Source organism: Amycolatopsis sp. cmx-4-54 (assembly GCF_046548895.1).
Classification (GTDB): domain Bacteria; phylum Actinomycetota; class Actinomycetes; order Mycobacteriales; family Pseudonocardiaceae; genus Amycolatopsis.
The window spans coordinates 812,469-831,043 of the sequence record NZ_JAEBEJ010000002.1 but is presented as its reverse complement, the minus strand read 5'-3'; the positions used below and the strand labels follow the sequence as shown (position 1 = coordinate 831,043).

The 18,575-nt window shown below is 68.2% G+C and carries 19 protein-coding genes; 7 read left to right on the top strand and 12 right to left on the bottom strand.

Features of this window, described 5'->3' with window-relative positions; genetic code table 11:
- Positions 1–41: 41 nt before the first annotated feature.
- The gene (locus tag ACLJQ7_RS09275; protein WP_410647679.1) at positions 42–638 is read left to right on the top strand and encodes a nitroreductase family protein; all 597 of its coding nucleotides are present in this window, start codon (positions 42–44) and stop codon (positions 636–638) included.
- On the opposite strand, the gene ACLJQ7_RS09270 is transcribed toward ACLJQ7_RS09275, so the two are convergent.
- The gene (locus tag ACLJQ7_RS09270; protein ID WP_410647678.1) at positions 599–2,059 is read right to left on the bottom strand and encodes an MFS transporter; all 1,461 of its coding nucleotides are present in this window, start codon (positions 2,057–2,059) and stop codon (positions 599–601) included. The two genes, ACLJQ7_RS09275 and ACLJQ7_RS09270, sit on opposite strands and share 40 nt — an antisense overlap.
- 103 nt (positions 2,060–2,162) lie before the next feature.
- Here ACLJQ7_RS09270 and ACLJQ7_RS09265 point away from each other — a divergent pair, with 103 nt between their 5' ends.
- Together ACLJQ7_RS09265 and ACLJQ7_RS09260 are read left to right on the top strand one after the other, a co-directional pair.
- Positions 2,163–3,002 carry a helix-turn-helix transcriptional regulator gene (locus tag ACLJQ7_RS09265; RefSeq protein ID WP_410647677.1) on the top strand — a complete coding sequence of 280 codons (840 nt, stop codon included), beginning with the start codon at positions 2,163–2,165 and terminating at the stop codon, positions 3,000–3,002.
- 9 nt (positions 3,003–3,011) lie between these two features.
- On the top strand, positions 3,012–3,611 hold the full coding sequence (locus tag ACLJQ7_RS09260; protein ID WP_410647676.1) for a hypothetical protein: 600 nt from the start codon (positions 3,012–3,014) through the stop codon (positions 3,609–3,611).
- Positions 3,612–3,667: 56 nt separating this feature from the next.
- Here the strand turns inward: ACLJQ7_RS09260 and ACLJQ7_RS09255 are convergent, their stop codons facing one another.
- On the bottom strand, positions 3,668–4,033 hold the full coding sequence (locus ACLJQ7_RS09255; RefSeq protein WP_410647675.1) for a hypothetical protein: 366 nt from the start codon (positions 4,031–4,033) through the stop codon (positions 3,668–3,670).
- 244 nt (positions 4,034–4,277) lie between these two features.
- On the opposite strand from ACLJQ7_RS09255, the gene leuA reads away from it, so the two are divergent.
- Positions 4,278–6,035, top strand: coding sequence for a 2-isopropylmalate synthase (leuA, locus tag ACLJQ7_RS09250; RefSeq protein WP_410647674.1), 1,758 nt, complete (start codon positions 4,278–4,280; stop codon positions 6,033–6,035).
- Between the two features lie 81 nt (positions 6,036–6,116).
- Here the strand turns inward: leuA and ACLJQ7_RS09245 are convergent, their stop codons facing one another.
- Positions 6,117–6,743 carry a peroxiredoxin-like family protein gene (locus tag ACLJQ7_RS09245; protein ID WP_410647673.1) on the bottom strand — a complete coding sequence of 209 codons (627 nt, stop codon included), beginning with the start codon at positions 6,741–6,743 and terminating at the stop codon, positions 6,117–6,119.
- 57 nt (positions 6,744–6,800) lie between these two features.
- On the opposite strand from ACLJQ7_RS09245, the gene ACLJQ7_RS09240 reads away from it, so the two are divergent.
- On the top strand, positions 6,801–7,406 hold the full coding sequence (locus tag ACLJQ7_RS09240) for a TetR/AcrR family transcriptional regulator (protein WP_410647672.1): 606 nt from the start codon (positions 6,801–6,803) through the stop codon (positions 7,404–7,406).
- Here ACLJQ7_RS09240 and ACLJQ7_RS09235 read toward each other — a convergent pair.
- Positions 7,342–8,301 carry a LysR family transcriptional regulator gene (locus ACLJQ7_RS09235; protein WP_410647671.1) on the bottom strand — a complete coding sequence of 320 codons (960 nt, stop codon included), beginning with the start codon at positions 8,299–8,301 and terminating at the stop codon, positions 7,342–7,344. The two genes, ACLJQ7_RS09240 and ACLJQ7_RS09235, sit on opposite strands and share 65 nt — an antisense overlap.
- 87 nt (positions 8,302–8,388) lie before the next feature.
- Here ACLJQ7_RS09235 and ACLJQ7_RS09230 point away from each other — a divergent pair, with 87 nt between their 5' ends.
- Positions 8,389–9,312, top strand: coding sequence for an EamA family transporter (locus tag ACLJQ7_RS09230; RefSeq protein WP_410647670.1), 924 nt, complete (start codon positions 8,389–8,391; stop codon positions 9,310–9,312).
- Here the strand turns inward: ACLJQ7_RS09230 and erm are convergent.
- Positions 9,215–9,949 (bottom strand): 23S ribosomal RNA methyltransferase Erm, encoded by a 735-nt coding sequence (gene erm, locus ACLJQ7_RS09225; RefSeq protein WP_410647669.1) that lies wholly within the window; start codon positions 9,947–9,949, stop codon positions 9,215–9,217. The genes ACLJQ7_RS09230 and erm overlap by 98 nt on opposite strands.
- Before the next feature lie 183 nt (positions 9,950–10,132).
- Positions 10,133–10,831: an SDR family oxidoreductase gene (locus tag ACLJQ7_RS09220; protein ID WP_410647668.1), complete on the bottom strand. Its 699-nt coding sequence runs from the start codon at positions 10,829–10,831 to the stop codon at positions 10,133–10,135.
- An 89-nt stretch (positions 10,832–10,920) separates the two neighbouring features.
- Here ACLJQ7_RS09220 and ACLJQ7_RS09215 point away from each other — a divergent pair, with 89 nt between their 5' ends.
- Positions 10,921–11,484, top strand: coding sequence for a CGNR zinc finger domain-containing protein (locus tag ACLJQ7_RS09215; protein WP_410647667.1), 564 nt, complete (start codon positions 10,921–10,923; stop codon positions 11,482–11,484).
- On the opposite strand, the gene ACLJQ7_RS09210 is transcribed toward ACLJQ7_RS09215, so the two are convergent.
- The 6 genes from ACLJQ7_RS09210 to ACLJQ7_RS09185 all read right to left on the bottom strand — a co-directional run bounded on the left by ACLJQ7_RS09210 (position 11,477) and on the right by ACLJQ7_RS09185 (position 18,384).
- Positions 11,477–12,118, bottom strand: a complete 642-nt coding sequence (locus ACLJQ7_RS09210) for an SDR family oxidoreductase (RefSeq protein WP_410647666.1) — start codon at positions 12,116–12,118, stop codon at positions 11,477–11,479. The two genes, ACLJQ7_RS09215 and ACLJQ7_RS09210, sit on opposite strands and share 8 nt — an antisense overlap.
- Before the next feature lie 499 nt (positions 12,119–12,617).
- Positions 12,618–13,736, bottom strand: coding sequence for an ABC transporter ATP-binding protein (locus tag ACLJQ7_RS09205; RefSeq protein WP_410647665.1), 1,119 nt, complete (start codon positions 13,734–13,736; stop codon positions 12,618–12,620).
- Positions 13,733–14,728 carry an ABC transporter ATP-binding protein gene (locus tag ACLJQ7_RS09200; protein WP_410647664.1) on the bottom strand — a complete coding sequence of 332 codons (996 nt, stop codon included), beginning with the start codon at positions 14,726–14,728 and terminating at the stop codon, positions 13,733–13,735. The genes ACLJQ7_RS09205 and ACLJQ7_RS09200 overlap by 4 nt, the downstream gene beginning before the upstream one ends.
- Before the next feature lie 94 nt (positions 14,729–14,822).
- A complete protein-coding gene (locus ACLJQ7_RS09195; protein ID WP_034314615.1) occupies positions 14,823–15,758 on the bottom strand; it encodes an ABC transporter permease in 936 nt (311 codons plus the stop codon).
- Entirely contained in the window at positions 15,755–16,756 is a 1,002-nt protein-coding gene (locus ACLJQ7_RS09190) for an ABC transporter permease (protein ID WP_410647663.1), read from the bottom strand. The genes ACLJQ7_RS09195 and ACLJQ7_RS09190 overlap by 4 nt, the downstream gene beginning before the upstream one ends.
- A gap of 86 nt (positions 16,757–16,842) precedes the next feature.
- Positions 16,843–18,384, bottom strand: coding sequence for an ABC transporter substrate-binding protein (locus tag ACLJQ7_RS09185; RefSeq protein WP_410647662.1), 1,542 nt, complete (start codon positions 18,382–18,384; stop codon positions 16,843–16,845).
- Between the last annotated feature and the right edge of the window lie 191 nt (positions 18,385–18,575).

The following is an 18,575-nucleotide window of genomic DNA, read 5'->3' as shown; positions in this document are numbered from 1 at the left end:
TCACTTTAGTGACGGAGAGCACCCCTTGTTATCGTCCGCCAATGCACAAACCCGCCGACACGAGTACCCCGATCGCGTCGATCCTGGCCCACCGCTGGAGCCCGCGCGCCTACGACGAGTCAGCGATCGTCACCGAACACCAGCTCCGCGCGCTGCTCGAAGCGGCCCGCTGGGCTCCGTCGTTCGGCAACACCCAGCCCGCCCGCTACCTGGTCGGCCTGCGGGGCACGCCGTCGTTCGACCGCATCCTCTCGACGCTCAACTCGGGCAACCGCGCGTGGGCCCACCGCGCCGGACTGCTGCTGATCGGCGTGATGGTGACCACGAACGAGAAGGGCGAAGTCCCCTACGCCGAGTACGGGCTGGGGCTGGCGAGCGAGAACCTCGTGCTCCAGGCCGTCGACCTCGGGCTGATCGCGCACCAGATGGCGGGCTTCTCCGCCGAAGCGGCGAAGGACTTTTTCGGCCTCCCCGACGACGTCGTCCCCAAGGTCGCCATCGCCGTCGGCTCGCCCGCGGACCCCTCGGTGCTCGAAGAGGACTGGCGCATCGAGCGCGAGAAGGCGCCGCGCGAGCGAGTCCCGCTGGCCGAATTCGCCTACGCCGACGCTTGGGGCACCAGCGCTTTCGACGGCTGAGGGAGCCAGCGAAGGGCGAGGATCCCGAGCCCGACGTGCAGCAGGCTCAGCACCGCGACGGCCGTGTGGAGGCCCGTGACGAAGGCCTCCTTCGCGTCAAGAGCGGCCGTGGGCGCGATCTCTAGGGTTTCGCCGAGGGTGGGCGCGAGGTCCGGTCCGGCCAGGCGGAACACCAGCGCGGCGAGTGAGCCCATGAGCGCGATCCCGAGTGCGTTGCCGATCTCGTTGCTCGTTTCGGCGATCGCGCCCGCCGCTCCCGCGCGCTCGGCGGGCACCGCGGCGACGGCCGTGTCCGCCACCACGCTGAACGAGATGCCGTAGCCGACACCGGCGACCACCGTCGACGCGACGTACCAGCCCGCCCCGCCCGTGACACCGGTCATGAGCAGCAGCGCCAGCCCGGCGGCGATGGAGAAATGGCAGACGATCAGTGCCGCGCGGGCGCCGATCCGGTCGACCAGGGCGGGCGTGACGACGCACATGATCGTGAGCACGGCCGCGCCCGGCAGCGCCAGCAACGCCGCGTGCAGGACGGGCAGGCCGAGCACGGACTGCAGGTGGATCCCCGACAGATACGCGGCCGCCGACCACGCCGCCAGCGGCAGCAGCCCGGTGACGATCGCGATCGTGAAGACCCGGTCGCGGAACAGGGAGAACTCGATCAGCGGATACTCCAGACCCCGCTGGCGCCGGGCGAACCACACCAGCAGCCCGGCCCCGGCGATCGCGGCGGAGACCGCGGTGACCGACAGGCCGTCGGCGGCCGCGTGCTTGATCCCGTAGATCGCGAGCAGGAGCCCGGCGGCGGAGAGCCCGACGCTCAGCACGTCGACGCGCCCCTTCCCGGTGGCCCGCACCTCCCGCAGCAGTACCGGCGCGAGCGCCAGGAACACCGCGATCACCGGCAGGTTGACCAGGAAGACCGAACCCCACGGGAACCGTTCCAGCAGGACACCGCCGACGACCGGGCCGATCGCGAAACCGGCGGCGAACGCGGCCGCGAAGATCCCGATGGCCCGCGCCCGGCGTCGCGCGTCGGGGAAGAGTTCGCTCAGCACCGCCAGCGCGGACGGCAGGAGGGTCGCTCCCGCCAGCCCCATCAGGGCACGGAACGCGATGAGCAGTTCCGGGTTCGGGGCGAACGCCGCGCCCGCCGAACCGATGCCGAACACGGTGGCGCCGATCATCAGCAGCTTCAGCCGTCCGTACCGGTCACCGATGTTGCCGAACGCGATCAGCAAGGAGCCGACCGCGAAGCCGTAGACGTCGAGGATCCACAACGCCTGATCGGCCGTGGGGGTGAGCGCCTGGCTGATCCTGGGCATCGCGAGGAACAGGATCGATCCGTCCATGGAGACCAGGAACACCGGGCAGAGGATCACCAGCAGGCCGAACCAGGCCCTGGTGTGCTGTCGTGTCATGACCTCGACGCTGTACCGGCTTCGGGAGAGCAGCCATCCCCTCGCTGTGGGTACACCCGGCAGGTGCACCCACGCGGCGGGCGGAGAACTTAGGCTCGGAGTCATGGAAAGCCTCGGCGTGTACCTCAAGAGCCGTCGTGACCGGGTGACGCCCGCCGAGATCGGCCTGCGCACCTACGGCACTTCGCGCCGCGTGCCCGGTCTGCGCCGCGAGGAACTCGCCCAGCTCGCCGGGGTGAGCGCGGGGTACTACACGCGGCTGGAGCAAGGACTGGCCGAAACCGCTTCACGGCAAGTGCTCGACGCGCTCGCCCGCGCGCTCCGGCTCGACGACGTCGAGACCGGCCATCTGCACAACCTCGCGCGGCAGACCTCGCTCCCGAAGCTGACCGACCCCGGCCCCGAAGTGCCGCACCCACGGGTCCTCGCGCTGCTGGAGAACCTCGGCGAGGCCGTGCCCGCCCTCGTCTTCGGCCGTCGCGGCGACGTGCTCGCGTGGAACCACGCCGGGCACACGCTCATGGCCGAACACCTCGATTTCGACGCGCCGAAGGATCCCGAACGGCGGCCTTCGCTGCCGCGCATGTTCTTCCTCGACCCGCTGACCCGCGAACTGCACCGGAACCGGGCCGAACTCGCGCCGATCCACGTCGCCTACCTGCGGCTGACCGCGGGCCGCTACCCCACCGACGCCCGCCTGGCCGGGCTCATCGGCGAACTTTCGATGCGCAGCGACGAGTTCGCGACCCTGTGGGCGACCGGCGACGTCGCCGACTGCACCGTCGGGCCCATGCATCTGCGGCACCCCACGGTCGGCGCGGTGAGCGTCGACTACCAGGTGTGGCTCCAGCCCGACAGCCCCGATCACCGGCTGGAGATCTACACGCCCAAGGATCCGGGATCCGCCGACGCGCTGAAGATCCTGACGCAGTTCGAGCGCTAACCTGGGGCCATGGGGGCCTTTCGCCGCGTTCTCCGCAACGAATCCCGCACGATGGCCGGGCTCTGGCTGTATCTCAGGCGCCGGAAGGACGGAATCGACGGGGACGCCGTCGCGGTGCCGTACGGCGGAGGAGGCAAGTCGATCTTCATCGTGCTCGCCGTGGTGAGCGCCGTCGAAGCGGGTTTGTTCTGGCTGCTCGACTTCGGCCTCGTCGTCGACCTTCTGCTGCTGGCCCTCGGCGTCTACTCGGCGCTGCTGGTATTCGGCGTATACGCCGGTACTGTCGTCCGGCCGCACGTGATCTCGTCGCGTGAGGTGCGGGTGCGCTACAGCTCGTTTTACGACGTGCGGATCCCTCGGGGGAACGTCGTGAGCCTGCGGCAGGTGAAGGAAAGCCACGATCCGGCCAAGGCGAAGACGTTCCGCGACGGGGTTTGGCTCAGCTACGACAACTTCTACGAAACCAACCTGATCGCCGAACTGCGTGAGCCGATCACGGTGACCCGGCCGCTCGGTGCGACCGAGACCGTCCGTGTCGTGAAATTCCAGGCGGACGACCCGAAAGCCGCCGTCGAGGCCTACGACCGGCTTTCCCCCGACCGCATTTAGTCCTCTGAACGCGGTGGTTGCACGCGCAAGGACCGCATTCAGAGGACTAAATGCGGCTAGTTCGCGCCGCCGACGCGACGGATGATCTTGGCGACGATGCCCGTGACCACCATCCAGAAGATCGCGGCGATGCCGTAGTTGATCAGCACGCGGAGCTTGGCGTCTTCGGGCATGAAGAGGTCCTTGAAGCCGAGCAGGAGCCCGTCGGCCCAGCCGCGGACGAACGACACGATGCCGTTGCCGGCGTTCGCCTCACCGATCACGAAGACGACGTGCAGCACCAGGATGGCCGCGAAGATCAACCCGGCCCAGCGCACCACGCTCGCCAGTATCCCGGCCGCGCGACCGCCGCCCGCTCGCCAGTCGACCTTGCGTTTGGTCGGCTGATCAGCGGTTTCCTTCTCTTCAGCGTGCTCGCCCATGCCGGGCAGTGTGGCACGCCGCCTGGTCCGATTGCTACCCGCGAGTAACCCGAATGGGCGCCACTTGAGTCACGGTTCGATCGCGGCCCGGGTTTCCTTTCGGGAGATCGCGCGGTTAAGGTGGCGTCGTGGCTCGAGCTCTCCTGCTTCGCTGCCGCGACGGGGCCTGATCGGACCGGCTCCCCGTCGCGGGGCTTCGTGGTGCCGGTCGTCGCACCCGATTCTTCAGGAGAACCCTCCCCTCATGAGCATCCGCAAGCCCACCCGTCCTGCCCCTTCCGAGCAGGCCTCGTGGAACACCCAGCGCGGCACTTCGATGCCCGTGCACCGCTATCGCCCCTGGTACGACCTGGTCGAGGACATCTCGCTGCCCGACCGCACCTGGCCGGACAAGCGCATCGACACCGCGCCGCTGTGGTGCGCCGTCGACCTGCGTGACGGCAACCAGGCCCTGATCGACCCGATGTCGCCCGCGCGCAAGCGCAAGTTCTTCGACCTGCTGGTCCGCATGGGTTACAAGGAGATCGAGGTCGGCTTCCCGGCGGCGTCGCAGACGGACTTCGACTTCGTCCGCGAGATCATCGACGAGGGCGCCATCCCGGACGACGTCAGCATCCAGGTGCTGACCCAGTGCCGTCCGGAGCTGATCGAGCGCACCTTCAAGGCGCTCGAAGGCGCGCCGCGCGCGATCGTCCACATCTACAACTCGACCTCGATCCTGCAGCGCCGCGTCGTGTTCCGCGAGGAGCGCATCGGCATCACGAAGATCGCTTCGCAGGCCGCCGAGCTGGTCGTCGACTACGCCGCGAAGCAGCCGGACACCGACTTCCGGTTCCAGTATTCGCCGGAGTCCTACACCGGCACCGAGCTGTCGTACGCGCTCGAGGTCTGCAACACGATCACCGAGATCTGGCAGCCGACGCGCGCCAAGCCCGCCATCCTGAACCTGCCCGCGACCGTCGAGATGGCGTCGCCGAACGTCTACGCCGACTCGATCGAGTGGATGCACCGCAACCTGGAGCGCCGCGATTCGGTGATCCTGTCGCTGCACCCGCACAACGACCGCGGCACCGGTATCGCCGCCGCCGAACTGGGCTTCCAGGCGGGCGCCGACCGGATCGAAGGCTGCCTGTTCGGCAATGGCGAGCGCACCGGCAATGTCGACCTGGTCGCGCTGGGCATGAACCTGTACAGCCAGGGCGTCGACCCGCAGATCGACTTCTCCGACATGGACGAGATCAAGCGGACCGTCGAATACTGCAACCAGCTGACGGTGCACGAACGCAGCCCGTGGGCAGGTGACCTGGTGTTCACCGCGTTCTCCGGCAGCCACCAGGACGCGATCAACAAGGGCCTCGACGCGATGAAGGCCGCCGCCGACAAGGCGGGCACACCGGTCGACGAGCACCCGTGGGAGGTCCCGTACCTGCCGATCGACCCGAAGGACATCGGCCGCAACTACGAGGCCGTCATCCGGGTGAACTCGCAGTCCGGCAAGGGCGGCGTCGCCTACATCATGAAGGCCGAGCACCAGCTCGACCTGCCGCGGCGCCTGCAGATCGAGTTCTCGAAGGTGGTCCAGCGCCACACCGACACCGAGGGCGGCGAGGTCGACCCGACCACGATGTGGAACGCGTTCTCGGCCGAGTACCTGGAGCTGAAGACCCCGCTGGAGCTGGTACGCCAGCACGTCAGGGACAACGGCGACGGCGAGTACGACATCACCGCCACCGTGCGGGTCGAAGGTGACGAGCACGAGGTCACCGGCCGCGGCAACGGCCCGATCGCGGCGTTCTTCGACGCGTTGTCGACCGTCGGGTTCGACCTGCGGCTGCTGGACTACAGCGAGCACACGCTCTCGCCGGGCGACGACGCGCGAGCCGCGTCGTACATCGAGTGCGCGATCTCCGACCGGGTGTACTGGGGTATCGGGATCGACCCGTCGATCGTGACCGCTTCGCTGCGGGCCGTCGTCTCGGCCGTGAACCGGGCTCACCGGTAGTTCCCGCTTTGCGCGTGAAGGCCCCCTTCCCTCGGCTGAGCCGAGGGAAGGGGGCCTTCACGCGCTTCCCGGGCGTGGCGCCTACAGGGTCTTCACGGCGGCCAGGACGTCGGCCGGGTCGGTGCGCGTGGTGTAGTCCGGGTGCACGTCGATGTACCGGATGACACCCTCGCCGTCCACGACCAGGACGGTCGGATAGGGCAGCTCCCATTCCGCCGCCCCGTTGATCTTCTCGACGTCGCCGATGAGCGTGTCGAAAGCCGGCTTCGTCTCCGGAGCCAGCCGGAACGTGATGCCGAGCGCGCGGCCCAGCGTGTTGTCCACATCGGACAGTACGGTGAAGTCCAAGTCCTTTGTGGACAGCGAGTCGTCCGGCAACTGAGGGCTGACCGCGACCAGCTTCACGCCCAGGTTCTCCAGCTCCGGCAGCAGTTCCTGCTGATACGTGCGCAAGGCGAGGTTGCAGTACGGACACCACGCGCCGCGGTAGAACACCACGACGGCGGGCCCGTCCCCGACCCGGATCCGCTCGCCTCCGGCATCCGGCAGCGTGAGATCCGGCATCGCCGTGCCCGGCTTCGCGGCCGCCTCGGCGACCACCCCGGCGAACGCCGCCCGGTCGGCCTTCAGCACCTCGGCGACCTCGGCCGAAACGTGGCTCGCGACGGATTCCCGCAGCTCGGCCAGGTCGGTATTGAGATCCCCCATGTCGGCTCCTTCGGTTGTACTGATCGGTACAGTGAAGCCGACTGTACTATCCGGTACATGAGTGGTCAACCGGCGAAGACCCCGCAGGGGCGGATGACGCGGGACGCGATCGTCGACGCGGCGGCGGAGCTGATGTACGTCAACGGCGTCGCCGGGACGAGCGTCGACAAGGTGCTCGCGGCGAGCGGCACCGGGAAATCGCAGATGTACCACTACTTCAAGAACAAGGATCAGCTCGTCGAGGCGGTCATCGCCCGCTTCCTCGAGAACATCCTCGGCAACCAGCCGACCATCTTCGAGCTGCGCGACTGGGCCGATTTCGACCAGTGGGCCCGGGAGATCCTGGCCATCCAGACCACGCCCAAGGGACCGATCGCCTGCCCGCTGGGCAACCTCACCGGCGAACTCGGCGACGACCCCAGGATGGCGCCACTGCTGGACAAGGCCTACCGCGAATGGGAGTCACATCTCCAGCGCGGGCTGGAATCGTTGCGGGATCAGGGAAAGCTCGCCGCGGACGCCGACCCGGCCAGGCTCGCGCAGGCCGCGATGAGCTGTGTCCAGGGCGGCCTGCTGATGGCCCACCTGCGCCATGACGTCACGCCGATCGCTGACGCGCTCGAGATCGCGTTGGCCCACCTGAAGAGTCACGCTCGCCCGTGAGCGACGCGACCTCGTCGGCGAGCGCTTCGAGCACCTTCGCCACCGCCGGCCGGGAAGACGCCCCGAGCCGGTAGACCGCTTCCACGTGCCGCGCCGCCTTGATCCCGGCGAGCGGACGGCAGACGAGGCCGCTGCCGCGCCGAGTGTCCATTGTGTACCGGGGCAGCAGCGCGATCCCGTGCCCGGCGGCGACGAGCCGTTCGGTGATGCGGAAATCGTTGATGCGCTGGACGACCTGCGGGCGCACCCCGGTGCGGATGATCAGCGACTGGAGGATGTCGTCCACCGGGAACCCGGCATTGACGCTGATCCAGCGTTCGTCGGCCAGCTCGGCCAGCTCGATGCGGCGCCGCTTCGCGAGCCGGTGCCCGGCGGGGAGCGCGACGTCGAGCGGTTCACGCAGCAGATGCCGCGTCTCCAGGCGGTCCGAGCCCAGCGACGGCGCGTGCTCGTCCCGGTGCGCCACCACGATGTCGTAATCCGCGACGAGCCCGGGGACCTCCGGCGGGGTCATGTCGACGTCACGCACGATGACGTCCAGCCCCTCGAACTCCGCCGTCCGGTGCAGCAACCCTGGCAGCAGCATCAGCCCGGCCGACTGGAAGATCGCGACCCGGACCCGGCCGCGCGGGGCGCTGCGATAAGTGTCCAATTCGGACTCGGCGCGTTCGAGGGCGGCGAGCACGTCGTCCGCGCGGGCGACCAGCGTACGGCCCGCGTCGGTCAGCCGCAGGCCTCGCCCGGCGGGTTCGGTCAGCGCGAGACCGACGTCACTCTGCAAGGCGCGCAGCTGCTGGGAAACGGCGGACGGCGTGCAGTGCAACGCCTTCGCGGCCGCCGTCACGCTGCCGCGATCGGCGAATTCCCGCAGGGTCCGCAACCGGCCGATGTCCATACCGCCAGCATATGTGAAGCGAAACTGAACGGTCGCTGCAAATATTCTCGCTGGTCCTAAATGGTCATCCCACGTAAGAGTGAAGACATGCCCGCCCGCGATCGTCTGCTCGCCCTGCTCGTCGCCGTCCTCTGGGGTTGCAACTTCCTCGCCATCCACGCCACCCTCGGCCAGTTCCCGCCCGTCTTCGCCGGCGGGCTGCGCTTCGCGGTCATCGCGATCCCGACGATCCTGTTCGTGCCGTGGCCGAAGGTGAAGATCCGCCACCTGCTCGGCTACGGGCTGGGCTTCGGCACCGGGCAGTTCGTGTTCCTCTTCATCGCGATGGACACCGGCATGCCGACCGGTCTCGCCTCGCTGGTACTGCAGGCGTCGGCGCCGTTCACCGTCCTGCTCGGCGCCGTCTTCCTGCGCGAACGCGTGTCCGGGCGGCAGCTCACCGGCATCCTGCTCGCCGTCGCCGGGATGGCGACGATCGCCTGGCAGCAGGCGGGGAACGCCGCCCTGCTGCCGGTGATCCTGACCCTGCTCGGCGCGCTGAGCTGGGCGTTCGGCAACCTGAGCACCCGGCAGGCGGCACCGGACAACCCGCTGAATTTCGTCCTCTGGATGTCCGTGGTGCCGCCGCTGCCGATGTTCGCGCTGTCCTTGGTCATGGAGGGTCCCGCCGAGATCGGGCATTCGCTGGCCACGCTGGGCACCCCGACCGGGCTGATCGGCCTCGGCGGGCTCGCCTACGTCGTGCTGTTCGGCACGATCGTCGGCTCCGGGATCTGGACGTCGCTGATGCGCCGCAACCCGGCGGGTGTCGTCGCGCCGTTCTCCCTGCTGGTGCCGGTGGTCGGGCTGTCGATGGCGTTCCTCGTCCTCGACGAGCGGCCGTCCCTGCTGGAGATCATCGCGGCGGCCGTGGTCATCGGCGGGGTCCTGTTCGGTTCGGCGAAGCGCCGCGTGCGCGAGCCGGATTTCCTCGCCGAAGCCGAAACTCCTCAGCCCACTGGTGTGCGGTGAGGCGTTTGGGCACGACTTCCTTGCCGGGACAGGTGAACAGCCGCCGCACGAACTCCTGGTAGCGCACACGATCCGCGTCTTCGACGAGCGGACGCTCGCGGCGGGTCATGGTGAGCAGACCGCCGTCGACCCCGGGCCTCGGGCGGAACGCCGCCGCGGGCACCCGGCCCGCCAGCCGGAAGTCGAACCACGGCCACCACTGCGCGGTCATCATGGTCGCGCCACCGACCCCGGCCCGGCGGCGCGCCACCTCCCACTGCATGAGCAGGACGGCGTCCGTCCAGCCGGGAGCGGCGAGGACGTGGCGCAGCGTCGCGGTGGTCAGGTGGAACGGCAGATTGCCGACCAGTACGTGCGGCGCCCGCGGCAGGGGAAACCGCAGGTAGTCCGCGGTGACGATCTCCGTGGACGGCCGGACGCGGCCCGCCAGCCTGGCGGCGCGGCGGCCGTCGATCTCGATACCGGTCAGGGGCCTGCCGAGCCGTTCCAGTGGCAGGGTCAACGCGCCGTCGCCCGTGCCGAACTCGATGATCGGCCCGCCGGTCGCGGCGACGAGCTTCACGACGGTTTCGATGGTGTTCCGGTCGATGAGGAAGTTCTGGCCGAGTTCGTGACGGCCAGGACGCTGTGTGCGCAAGGGATCTCCGCGGCTTCGAGGGGAGCCGGGCGGCACGATGCCTGCCCGGCGATGACTCGCTCGGGCGGCGGTTCCTTGCTGGACGCTGGGGATCCGCCGCTAGGCGCGGCGGTTCCTGGTGAACGCGGAAGCACACATGGCGGCGAAACTACCTCGGGCCGGCGGCCGTACGCCAACCGTTTTCTACGCGCCGATCCGGCTGGTGCCCAGGTGCTCGACGGGGCCGGACAGCGCGGCCTTGACGTGGCGGGTGAGGTCGTCGGTGAGCACCTCGGTCTCGCCCTTCTCCAGCCCGTCGACGACCTGGCGGGCGACGTCGCGCGGGTCGTTCTTGGGGATGTCGAGGCCCTGAGTCATGTCGGTGTCGGTGTAGCCGAGGTGGACGCCGACGACGTGGGTGCCCTGTTCGGCGAACTCGATGCGGAGCGAATTGGTGAGTGACCAGAAGGCGGCCTTCGACGCGCCGTAGGAGCCCGAGCCCGCCGCCCACGACAGGATCGAGTGCACGTTGACCAGCGCTCCGCCATCCTTGAGCTGCGGCGCAAACGCTTGCGCGATCCGCAGCGGGCCGAAGACGTTCGTCTCGAAGACCGGGCGATGCGCATCGACGTCTTCGGTGAGAAGCGAACCGAGGCCGAGGACGCCGGCGTTGTTGAAGACGATCGTGGCGTCGCCCGCCTTCTCCGCCAGCGCGTGGACGGATTCCGGGGCGGTGACGTCGAGCGGGAGCGGGACGATCCGCGGGTCGGTCTCTTCTCGCGGCGCCCTGGCGGTCGCGTAGACCTTGGCGGCGCCGCGGTCGAGCAGTTCGGCGACGAACGCCTTGCCGAGTCCGCGCTGTCCGCCGGTGACCAGGGCGACGGCGCCTTCGATGGAGGTCATGATCGTGACTCCTTTGACAGAAGTGTTCTTTGTTTGCCTCTGTCGTCAGCATGGCGACGCGATCTGACAGAGTCAAGTACGCTTGACCTATGTCATGGACCGCGACGGACCGCTACCGGTTACGCACCGCCCCCTCGGGGCTGGCGCTCGTTCAGGACTTCCTCAACACGAAGGCGATCAAGACCTACGGCCTCGACCTGCTCAGCGACGCCGACCTGACGCGGCCTTGGGCCGCCGAGGCGCTGGCGGAATGGTCGCGGGCCAGGGACACCGAGGTGCCCGAGATCACGCTGGGACCGGGCGACCTTCGCGCGCTTCGCGACCTGCGAGAGACGTTCGTTTCGCTGGTGGAAGGCGGGGATGCCGACTTCGGCAAACCGGTCAAAGCGGATCTGACGCTGCGGGACGGCGTCGTCCGGCTGTTCCCGTCCGGCACCGGACGGCAGTGGCTCGCGTCGGCGCTGTGGACGGAGACGTTGCTCGCGCAGCAGGCCGGGATCTGGCCGCGGCTGAAACTGTGCCGCCTCGACGGCTGCCGCTCGGCGTTCTACGACGTCTCGCGCAACAACAGCGGCGTCTGGCACGACGTGCGCACCTGCGGGAACGTCGCGAACCTGCGGGCGGCGCGGGAGCGGAAGAAAGCGCTCAGCTGAACGAGGCCAGCGCCGAGGGAATCGGGATCTCGCCGCCGATGACGTCGAAACCCTGGTTCTCGGTCAGCGGCTCCTCCAGCGTGGCGACCAGGACGGCGGCGACGTCCGCGCGGGAGACTCGGCCCGGTTCGAGATGGCCGGCGATCTTGACGTGGCCGGTGGGCTGGTCGTCGGTGAGCGTGCCGGGCCGGACGATCGTCCAGTTCAGGCTGGAGCGCCGCAGGACACTGTCGGAGATCTGCTTCGCCATCAGGATCGACCGCACCAGGCGATCGCCCTGGTCCGGCGAATCGGCGAACTGCGCGGAAAGCTGCACGAACCGGGAGACACCGGCCTTCTCGGCGGCGCGGATCGCGGTGATCACGCCGTCGCGGTCGACGAGGTCGACCGAGGCCTGATCGGGATCGGGTGCGCCGATCGCGCTGATCACCACCTCGGAGCCGGCGAGCGCCTCGACGAGGTCTTCCGCGTCGGCGGTGACGTCCGCGACGACGGTTTCGGCGCCGAGACCGGCGACCTCCTCCGCGCGGCGACGGCTGCGCAGCCCCGCCCGCACCTGATGACCCCGGCTCCGCAAAAGCCGGACCACGTGGATCCCCGTCCGCCCCGACGCTCCCAGCACTGTGACCCGCATGACACCGAGTCTGCCCGATCGCGCCCTTCCGCGCCGGTCAGCGACTGGCCGCATTTCGTCCTCTCAATGCCGACAGGCTCGGCGCCCTCCGCCCACGCATTTCGTCCCCTCAATGCGGACAAGCTCGACGCCCCCACCCACGCGTTTAGTCCTCTAAATGCGGACAAGCTCGACGCCCTCCGCCCACGCATTTCGTTCCTCTCAATGCGGCCAAGCTCGGCGCCTCACCCACGCATTTCGTCCTCTCAATGCGGGCAAGCTTGGCGCCGTCACCCACACATTTAGTCCTCTAAATGCGGACAGGCCTTGGCGTCCTCGGCGACGGCCGCGTGTTGCGAAAGCCACTTTCGCAACCTTCAACGTTGCGAAAGTGGCTTTCGCAACGCGGCCGAGCGCGCCGACTGCCCGCATTTAGAGGACGAAAAGCGGGCGAGCGCGTGAAGGCCCCCTTCCCTCGGCTCAGCCGAGGGAAGGGGGCCTTCACGCGCTTCACAAAGGGCTAGAGGATCTCCGCCGCAGAGCCGACGTCCGGCAGCCCGCCGACGTCGGGGTTCAGCTCCCCGGCACCGACGAGTTCCGCCTTGACCTCGTGCGGTTTGATCCGCCCGTCGCGGATGTCCTCCGCGTAGTGGCAGGCGACCCGGTGCCCGGCGCCGATCTCCCGCAGCTGCGGGCGGTCGGTGTCGCACAGGCTCTGCTGCTTCCACGGGCAGCGCGTGTGGAACCGGCACCCGGACGGCGGCCGCGCCGGCGAGGGCAGGTCGCCCGCGAGCAGGATCTGCTCCCGGCTGTCCTCCACCGTCGGGTCCGGCACGGGGATCGCCGAAAGCAGCGCCCGCGTGTACGGGTGCAGCGGGTTCTCGTACAGCGTGTCGGCGCCGGCCTCTTCGACCAGCGAACCGAGGTACATCACGCCGATCCGGTCGGAGATGTGCCGCACCACCGCGAGGTCGTGCGCGATCACCAGATACGTGAGCCCGAGCTTCTCCTGCAGATCCTCGAGGAGGTTGACCACCTGCGCCTGCACCGAGACGTCCAGCGCGGACACCGGTTCGTCGGCGACGATCAGGTCCGGCTCGACCGCGAGCGCCCGCGCGATACCGATGCGCTGACGCTGGCCGCCCGAGAACTCGTGCGGATACTTCCGCAACGAGGACTCCGGAAGACCGACGGCGGCCAGGAGTTCGCGCAGCCGCTTGGCCGTCGCCTCCTTGTCCTTGGCGAGGCCGTGCGCCTTCATCCCTTCGGTCAGAATGGATTCCACCGACTGCCGAGGGTCCAAAGAGGACATCGGGTCCTGGAACACCATCTGCATCCGGCGACGGGCCTTGCGCAGGTCTTCGCCGCTGAGGCCCGCGACGTCGGTGCCGTCGAAGACGACGTTGCCGTTCGTCAGCTCGGTCAGCCGGAGGATCGCCCTGCCCAAAGTGGACTTCCCGCAGCCGGATTCCCCGACCAGACCGTAGGTTTCACCCTTGCGGATGGCCAGATCGACACCGTCCACGGCGTACACGTACCCGACCGTCCGGTCGATCACGATGCCGCGTTTGATCGGGAAGTGCACCTTGAGGTCGTTGACCTCGAGCAGCACTTCCTGCTCCGGTACCGCGTGCGTCATCGGACCCCTCCTCGTGCGGCCACGGCCGGGATCACCGGGTTGTGGCAGCGCAGCAGTCCACCGCGATCGGGGGTCAGCTGCGGTGAAACCTCCCGGCACACGCCGAGAGCGTTCGGGCAGCGGGGCGCGAAGGCGCAACCGCCGTCCCACGGGATGTTGTCGGCGACGGATCCCTTGATGGGGACCAGTTTCTCGCCGCGGCCCGCGTCGAGCCGCGGGATCGAGGCGAGCAGGCCGTGCGTGTACGGGTGCCGAGGCTCGGCGAACAACGAGTGCCGCTCCGCCCGCTCGACGATCTTGCCGCCGTAGAGCACGTTGACCTCGTCGCAGAGCCCGGCGACGACACCGAGGTCGTGCGTGATCATGATCAGCGCGGTCCCGGTGTCCTGCACCAGTTCCCGCAGCAGCGCGAGGATCTGCGCCTGGATCGTCACGTCGAGCGCGGTGGTCGGCTCGTCGGCGATGAGCAGCCGCGGACGGCACGCCAGCGCGATCGCGATCAGCGCGCGCTGCCGCATCCCGCCGGAAAGCTGGTGCGGGTACTCGGTCAGCCGCCGTGCCGGGTCGGGGATGCCGACCTTGTCCAGCAGTTCCGCCGCCTCCACCGACGCCACCTTGCGCGACATCCCGCGGTGCCGCTCCAGCACCTCGGTGATCTGCAGCCCGATCGGGATGACCGGGTTCAGCGAGGACAGCGGGTCCTGGAACACCATGCCGAGGTCACGGCCCCGGCGGTCCCGCATTTCCCGGTCCGACAGGCTGAGCAGATCCGTGCCTTCGAACGACACCGAACCGCTGACGTGGTTGCCGCGTTTGGCGAGCAGCCGCATGATCGCCAGCGAGGTCACGGACTTACCGCAACCGGACTCACCGACGAGACCGACCGTCTGGCCGGGTTCGACGTCGAAACTGACCTCGTCCACCGCGGTGAACGGCTTCTCGCCGCGCCGGGAGAAAACGACCTTGAGGTCGCGTACTTCGAGGAGGGCCATCGTGTTACAGCACCGCCTGTTCTTCGGATCGAGGGCTTCCAGCGACGATCCGCAGCGCAGACAGGTCACGTACTTCAAGGAGAGCCATGAAAGATCACCGCCTGTTCTTCGGATCGAGGGCTTCCCGCAGGGACTCGCCGAGCAGCGTGAACCCGAGCGCGACGATGATGATCGCGATCGCCGGGTAGTACGCCAGCTCGGGGCGGATGTCGAGGAACTGCCGAGCGCTGCGGCTCAGCATGATGCCCCATTCCGCCCGGTTCGGGTCCGGGTCGCCGAGACCGAGGAACGACAGAGCCGCCGCCTCGAGGATCGCGGTCGCCAGGGTCAGCGTGGCCTGCACGATGACCGGGCCGAGCGAGTTGGGCAGCATATGCCGCAACACGATCGCCCCGCGTTTGACGCCGAGCGACGTCGCCGCGAGCACATGATCGCTGTTTCTCTGCGCGAGCATCGAACCGCGCAGCAACCGCGCGAAGATCGGCACGCTGACCATCGACACCGCGACGATCACCGTCCACTGGCTCGGCTTCTGGAACAGCGCGGCGACCGAGATCGCCAGCAGCAGCGACGGCACGGACAGCATGACGTCGACGAGCCGCATCAGCACGGTGTCGACCCAGCCGCCGAAGGCACCCGCGAGGCCACCGATGATCATGCCGACCACGACGCCGATGATCGTCGCGAGCACACCGACCAGCAGCGTGTTCTGCGCGCCGACCAGCAGCCGCGAAAGGTAGTCACGGCCGAAGTCGTCGACACCGAGCGGGAAACCGGGCTGAGCGCCCGGGATGATGCCCTGGCCGAGGATGACCTGGCTCTGCAGATACCGCTCGTAGGGATCCTTCGGCGCCAGGAGCGGCGCGAAGATCGCCACCAGCAGGAACAGGCCGGTGATCACGGCGCCGGTGATGGCCACCGGGCTCCGCATCATCCGGCGCAGCGCCTCGCCACCGAGGCTGTGGCCCTTCGCCGACGAAGCCGCGAGCTTGTCGATCGGCTCTTTCTTCTTGTTCAGCAAGGTGTTCATCGGACACGCACCCTCGGGTCGATGAGCCCGTACGAGACATCGACCAGCATGTTCACCAGCACGTAGACCAGCGCGCCGAACAGCAGCAGCGCCTGCAGACGTGGGTAGTCACGCCGCTCGATGCCTTCGGCGAGCAGGAAGCCGAGGCCGCGGAAGTTGAACACCCGCTCGGTCAGCACGGCGCCACCAAGCAGCGCCCCGGTCTGCAGACCGATGACCGTGACCACCGGCAGCAGACCGTTGCGGAGCACGTGACGGCGCCGCACGATCGGCTGGGTCAAACCCTTCGAGTTGGCCGTGCGGATGAAGTCCTCGTTCAGCACGTCCAGCACCGAGGCCCGGGTGATCCGGACGATGACCGCGAGCGGGATCGTGGCCAGCGCGAACGCCGGGAGGATCAGGTGGGTGATCGCGTCCCAGGCGGCGTCCCATTCCTGGGTGATGATGCCGTCGAGGACCGCGAACCCGGTGACGGTGGTGGCGTCGAGACCCGCCATCTGACGGCCCTGCGAGGGAAGTCCCAGCGGGGCGGCCAGCAGGTCCTGCATCATGTAGCCGAGGAAGAACACCGGCACCGCGACGCCGACCAGGCTGAGCACGATGATGACGTTGTCGACGGTCCCGCCGCGGAAGCGGGCGGACAGATAGCCGAACGGGATGCCAAGACCCACCGCGATGAGCATCGCGCAGAAACCCAGCTCGATCGTGGCGGGAAGGAAGTTCCCGATCTCCGACATGACCGGCTGGGCGGAGACCAGCGAGTTGCCGAAGTCGCCGGTGATCGCCCGGCCGAGGAACTTGAAGTACTGGACGAAAATCGGATCGTCGAGGCCGAGGAGCTTGTTCAGGTCGGCGATCTTCTCCGGGGTCGCCTTGTCACCCAGCAGGGCGCCGGCGGGGCCACCGGGCAAGGACCGGAGCCAGGCGAAGATCAAAATGGACAGGATCAAGAGCGTCGGTATCGCTTGTAGCAGCCGACGCACGAGAAAACGGAGCACGTGCGTTCCTTTGTTGCCAGCCCGGGAATGGGCCACAGGGGGCGGGCGCGGTAGCGCCCACCCCCTGGTGGCTCAGTGGTGGTGGATCAGTTGACCGTGACGGTGTAGAAGCGCTCGTCGGTCAGCGGGCTGGCCACCAGGCCCTTCACCTTCGGGCCGACGACGATCGCCGGGGGGCCGTAGGAGATCGGGATGGCGGGCAGGTATTCCATGATCTTCTGGTTCACTTCCTGGTACGCCTTGGTGTGCGCCTCACCGGCGGGCGCGGCGTCCGCGGCGGAAATGGCCGAGAACAGCTCCGCGTTTTCGAAGCCGAACTCCGGCTTCTCGCGGCCGAAGAAGGTACCGACGAAGTTACCGGCGTCGTTGTAGTCACCGGTCCAGCCGAGCAGGTGCACGTCGTGCTTGCCCGCCTTCTGGACGTCGTCCTTGTAGCCACCGTTCCACGGCTTGGCGATCGGCTCGACCTTGATGCCCATGGCCTTCATGTCCTCGGACAGCGAGGTGAAGATGTCGGCCGGGTTCGGCATGTACGGCCGGGTGACCTCGGTCGGGTAGTAGAACTTCAGCGTCATACCCTCGGCGCCGGCCGTCTTCAGCAGGTCTTTCGCCTTCTGAAGGTCGTAGTCGTACTTGGTGACGTTCTCGTTGTAGCCGTCGATCGCCTTCGGCACGAACTGCGTCGCGGTCTCGGCACCCTCGGGGAGCTTCGACTTCACGAACTGCGCACGGTTGAGGCCGTAGGCCAGCGCCTTACGGACGTTGGGGTCTTTCAGCTTCGGGTTGTTCTTCTGGTTGATGCCCAGGTACAGGATGTTGAACGACGGGCGGATGAGCACCTGCTCGCCGTCGTTGCGCAGCAGGCCGTAGTCCGCGGGCGACGGGTAGTCGTAGCCCTGGATGTCGCCTGCCTTGAGCGCCTGCTTGCGGGCGTTCTCGTCCGGGATGACCTTGAAGACCAGCTTGTCGAGCTTGGCCGTCTGGGTCGGCGCGTCGGTGGCCTTGACCAGCGTGATCTCACCCTTGGCCTGGTCCCAGCTCTCGAACTTGAACGGGCCGGTGCCGGTGGGGTGCTTCAGCGCGTACTCCGGGTAGGAGAACGAGTCACCGCTCTGGGTGACGGCGTCGGCGTTGTACTTCTTCAGCGCGTCCGGGCTCTGGATCGAGAACGACGGCAGCGTGAAGGCCGCCGGGAAGGCGCCCTTGGCCTTGTTCAGGTTGAGGACGGCGGTGGACTCGTCCTTGGCCTGGCAGTCCTTGAACACCGGGTCGCCGGAAGCGTCGCCCTCGTTCTTGGCGAAGCCTTCGAAGACGTCGCCGTAGTAGATCATCTGGCTCTGGGCGGCGGCGCCCTTCATGTTGAACATGCGGTTGAAGTTGAAACAGACCGCTTCCGCGTTGAACGCGGTACCGTCGTGGAACTTCACCCCCTTCTTCAGGGTGAACGTCCAGGTCTTGCCTTCGTTGCTGCCTTCCCACTTCTCCGCCAGACCAGGCTCGAGGTCCGCGGTCCCCGGCTTGTTCATGATCAGCGTGTCCATCATCTGGCGGATGATGCGGAAGGTCTCACCGTCGTCGTTGAAGAGCGGGTCGAACGTCTTCGGGTTACCGGCGGCACCGAAGACCATCGTGCCTCCCGAGCCACCCCCTGCGCCTTCTTCACGCTTCGATTCGGCACAGGCGGAAATGGAGACCGCGAGTGCGCCGGCAAGCCCGATCAGGGCCACACGGCGTGCTCGGGTCACCCGCAGTTGCTGCATCTGGCACCCCTTGAGGAGATTTTCGGTGTTTAGGCACCGTCCGGTCGGTCGGTCGGAAA